This is a genomic window from Actibacterium sp., assembly GCF_041584535.1.
In the GTDB taxonomy this organism is placed as follows: domain Bacteria; phylum Pseudomonadota; class Alphaproteobacteria; order Rhodobacterales; family Rhodobacteraceae; genus Actibacterium_D.
Window position 1 is genome coordinate 1 of the sequence record NZ_JBFHDW010000232.1, and the last position, 4,309, is coordinate 4,309.

Below are 4,309 nucleotides of genomic sequence, written 5' to 3' on the forward strand. Positions count from 1 at the left end.
CGAGCTGCTGCGCCGCCGCTCGGAACGCTTGCGCGGGATGAGCCCCGGCTAAGCCGGGGCCGCTTGGGGCGCTGCCCCAAACCCCGGAGTATTTGTTCCCGGAAAAGCAGCTTGTCTTTTTCTTGGTAAAAATACTCGAATCCCGCACCAACCGCGGGCGCCTCAGGGCAGGATGGCCAGCCAGCACCAGATGGTCAGCATCGACACTGCCGTGCCGATCAGAACCGAGGACGCGGCGACGCGGCGGCCAGTGGCATACATATTGGCAAACACATAGGTGTTGACCCCCGGCGCCATCGAGGCGGTGATCACCGCCGAGCGCAGTTGCGCCGGGCTGAGCGACAGCCATTGTCCCAACACATAGGCGATCGTCGGGTGCACCAGCAGCGACAGGCTGAGCGCCAGCGCGATGGCTTTCAGGTCGCCCTCGGGGCGATAGCGCACCAGCACCCCACCCAGTCCGAACAGCGCCGCAGGCAGCGCGGCGCGGGTCAACAGGTTCAGCGCATCGTTCATCGGGCCGGGCAGGCTGAGGCCCGAGATATTCAGCGCAAAGCCCAAGGCGATGCCGATCACCATCGCGTTCGAGAACATCGCCCGCAGCACTTTGGTCGCCAGCACTGCCGGGTTCTGGCCGCGATGGCGGATGATCTCCATCGCGGTGATGCCCAGCCCATAGCAGATCGGCGCGTGGATGGTGATGATCATGTAATTCCCGGCCAGCGCCTCGGCGCCGTAGGCGCGTTCGGTGATCGGCAGGCCCAGCAGCAGCGCGTTCGAGAACAGGCCGGTAAAGCCGATGGTCACGCAGTCTTCCCATGGGCGGCCCAGCAACATCCGCGCCCCGATCAGCCCGCCGAAAAACCCGGTCAGCGCGCCGGTATAGAAGCTGGCCATCAGCCGCCAATCGAAATTCTGGCCAAGGTCCAGCGTCGAGATGCCTTTGAACAGCAGGCAGGGGATGGCGATTTTCTGGGTGAACATCATCAGCCCGTCGATGGTGTTCTCGTTGATCAGTTTGCGCCATGTCGCCAGATAGCCAAAGCCCAGCACCAGAAACACCGGGGCGATGACCTGAACCAGCGCCTGCATCAGAGATCGAAGCTAAGCGTCAGGCCGTCGTAGGCGGGGGTGACGTGGTCCGGGGTCTCGGCCGCCACGGTGGCATAGTCCAGATCGATATGCATGTTGGTCAGCACCGCCTGTTCGGGCGCCAGCCGCTGGATCCATTCCAGCGCCTTGTCGAGATGCAGATGCGTCGGGTGCGGCGTGCGGCGCAGCGCGTCAAGGATCAGCGTGTGCAACCCTTCCAGCTTGGGCCAGCTTTCGTCATACATATCCACCACATCGGGCAGATAGGCCACGTCGCCGACCCGGAACCCCAGCGCGTCGATCGTGCCATGGTTTACCCGGAACGGGGTCAGAGTCACCGTGCCGCCCGCGCCGGTGATCTGGACGTCGCCATGGATGGTGTGCATGTCGAGGATCGGCGGATAGGGCGAACCCTCGGGCTGAACGAAGGCATAGCCGAACCGCGAATACAGCGCCTCTTGTGTGGCGCCATCGGCCCAGACCGGCAGGCGGGCGCGCATGTTGAACACGATCTGGCGCAGATCGTCGATGCCGTGCACATGGTCGGCATGGGAATGGGTGAACACCACCGCGTCCAGTTCGCCCACCCCGGCGCGCAGCAGTTGCGCGCGCATGTCGGGGGTGGTGTCGATCAGTACGCGGGTAACGCCGTCTTCATCCTCGCGCTCGACCAGCAGCGAACAGCGGGTGCGGATGTTGCGCGGCTCTTCCGGGTCGCAATCGCCCCAATGTCCGCCCAGACGGGGCACCCCGCCAGACGAGCCGCAGCCCAGAATGGTGAAATGCATCCGGGCCATCAGGTGCTGGCCTCCCACGCGGCGGCCTTCTTGAACAGGCGGTCAAAGTTGGTCTGGGTCTGGGCCGCGAAATCCCGATAGTCCATATCGAACAATTGCGCGCCGACATGGGCGGTGTGGCGGGTATAGGCCGGTTCATTGCGGCGGCCGCGATGCGGCGGCGGCGCCAGATAGGGCGCGTCGGTTTCGACCAGAATGCGGCTGACCGGGGCAGCGGCGAAGATGTCGCGCAACTCGCCCGATTTCGGGAAGGTGGCGATGCCCGACATCGACAGGTAGAACCCCAGATCCAGCGCCGCGCGCGCCAGTTCGGGTGACGATGAGAAGCAATGCAGCACACAGGAAAACGCGCCAGCGTCGTATTCGGCGGCCAGAATTCGCGCCATGTCGTCATCGGCATCGCGGGAATGGATGATCAGCGGCAGGCCGGTCTGACGCGCGGCCTCGATATGGATGCGCAGGCTCTCCTGCTGAACGTCCATGCTTTCAGCGGTGTAGTGGTAATCCAGACCGGTTTCACCGATGCCGACAAACTTCGGGTGCTGGGCCAGATCCAGCAGATCGGCCAAGGTCGCCATCGGTTCTTGCGCGGCGCTCATCGGGTGGGTGGCGGCGGCCCAGAACACCGGGTCGTGCGCCTCGGCGATGGCGCGCACCTGAGGCGCTTGCCGCAGCCGGGTGCAGATCGTGACCATGCGGGAGACACCGGCCTGCACGGCCCGGTCGATCACCGCAGGCAATTCGTCAGCGAAATCGGGAAAGTCCAGATGGCAGTGGCTGTCGGTAATTTCAGGAACGTGCGTCATACATAGGCCTGCCGGGCGGCCAATGTTGCCGCCGTCTGATCAATTCTCAGCACGGTATCAAGGATCAGCGAGGCGGGGTCAAGGTTGACCGCACGAGCATGGCGGGCGCGGGCGCCCAAAGTTTCCGCGGTTTCGGCCCAGGCCCGGGCTGCATAAAGATCAGGCGACAGACGTGCCAGCAGCGCGGCCTCGCCCTTGGCGGCCTCATTGGCGGGTGGGCCCATGACCCCAGCGCGGGCCAGACGCGCCAGAAACAGGTCCAGCAGCGCCAGCATCAGGTCATAGCGCGGGCGCGCGGCCTTGCCTGCGGCGGCCTCGGCGAATTTCAGCGCCCGAGGCCGGTCAAGGCGCGGCAGGGTCGCCATCAGCCCGACCAGCTCGGAATAAAGCTCAAGCCCGCCCAGATTGGTCAGCCGCAAGGCCTCGCCGACCGAGCCACCGGACAATTCCGCCAGCGCCACCGGATCGGGGGTCTCGGCCCCGGCCTGTGCCAGCGCTTGCGCCATCTGATCGGGGTCCAGCGTGCCCAGCCGCAATTCGCGGCAGCGCGAGCGGATCGTCGGCAACAGCTTTGACGGCTGATGCGAGATCAACAGCATCGTCACCCGCGCCGGGGGTTCCTCAAGCTCTTTCAACAGGGCGTTGGCGGCGCTGGTGTTCAGTTCGTCCGCGCTGTCGACGATCACCACGCGGCGGCCGCCATCGGTGGCGGAAAGGGCGAAAAAGCTTTTCAGCTTGCGCACCTGATCGACGCGGATGTCGTTCGACAGGGCATCGCCCTTGTCATTGGGGCCGCGCCGGATCAGGCACAGGCCGGGATCGGACAGCGCCTGAAGGCGTCGGGCGACGGGGTGATCCGGGGCGATATCCAGACTGTTCGGCGGCTCGGGCGCGCCAAAGAGGCCGCCATCGTCGGCGGGGGGCGTGGCCAGCAGAAACCGGGCGATGCGCCATGCCAGCGTCGCCTTGCCGATGCCGCGCGGCCCGGTCAGCAGCCAGCCATGATGCAGCCGTTCGCCGTTATAGGCGTCAAGGAATGCGGTTTCGGCGGCGGATTGGCCGATCAGGCGCGGGGTCTCGCGCGGGTGCGGCGCGCCTTCGACGCGATCGGGATCGGGCAGGTCGCTCATGCCAGCGCCCGTGTCACCAGCGCGCGGATTTCGGCGCTGACGTCCTCGGCGGGGCGGTTGCCGTCGATCACCCGGCAGCGGTCCGGGAATTCCTGTGCGATATCCAGAAACCCGGCGCGGATGCGGCGTTGCATGTCCAGACCGAAATCCTCGAACCGCTCTTCGTCGCCGCCGCGGGATTTGGCGCGTTCCAGCCCGGTGGCCGGGTCCATGTCAAGGATCAGCGTCAGGTCGGGGTCGAGCCCGATCGCCAACGCATGCAGCCTGTCTACCATGACCCGGCGCTCGGGCGCGCCGGCGCCCTGATAAGCGCGGGTCGAGTCGACATAGCGGTCACAGACCACGACCGCGCCGCGCGCCAGCGCCGGGCGAACAGCCCGCTCGACGTGGTCGCGGCGGGCGGCGGTGAACAGCAGCAACTCGGTCTCGGGCGACCAGCGCCCGGGCTCGCCCTCGACCAGCAGGCGGCGGATCTGTTCGGCCC

The 4,309-nt window shown here is 66.3% G+C and carries 5 protein-coding genes; all 5 read right to left on the reverse strand.

Annotation, left to right across the window (positions count from 1 at the left end):
• Window positions 1-162 precede the first annotated feature (162 nt).
• The gene (locus ABYW26_RS11230; RefSeq protein ID WP_372604965.1) at window positions 163-1,092 is read right to left on the reverse strand and encodes an AEC family transporter; all 930 of its coding nucleotides are present in this window, start codon (window positions 1,090-1,092) and stop codon (window positions 163-165) included.
• Window positions 1,092-1,889: an MBL fold metallo-hydrolase gene (locus tag ABYW26_RS11235; RefSeq protein WP_372604970.1), complete on the reverse strand. Its 798-nt coding sequence runs from the start codon at window positions 1,887-1,889 to the stop codon at window positions 1,092-1,094. Before ABYW26_RS11235 ends, ABYW26_RS11230 begins: the two co-directional genes overlap by 1 nt.
• Complete coding sequence (locus tag ABYW26_RS11240; RefSeq protein WP_372604967.1) at window positions 1,889-2,695, reverse strand: TatD family hydrolase; 807 nt, start codon at window positions 2,693-2,695, stop codon at window positions 1,889-1,891. Before ABYW26_RS11240 ends, ABYW26_RS11235 begins: the two co-directional genes overlap by 1 nt.
• The gene (locus tag ABYW26_RS11245) at window positions 2,692-3,825 is read right to left on the reverse strand and encodes a DNA polymerase III subunit delta' (protein ID WP_372604968.1); all 1,134 of its coding nucleotides are present in this window, start codon (window positions 3,823-3,825) and stop codon (window positions 2,692-2,694) included. The genes ABYW26_RS11240 and ABYW26_RS11245 overlap by 4 nt, the downstream gene beginning before the upstream one ends.
• Window positions 3,822-4,309: dTMP kinase (tmk, locus tag ABYW26_RS11250; RefSeq protein ID WP_372604969.1), on the reverse strand; the 488-nt coding region annotated here is incomplete at its 5' end. The genes tmk and ABYW26_RS11245, both read right to left, overlap by 4 nt.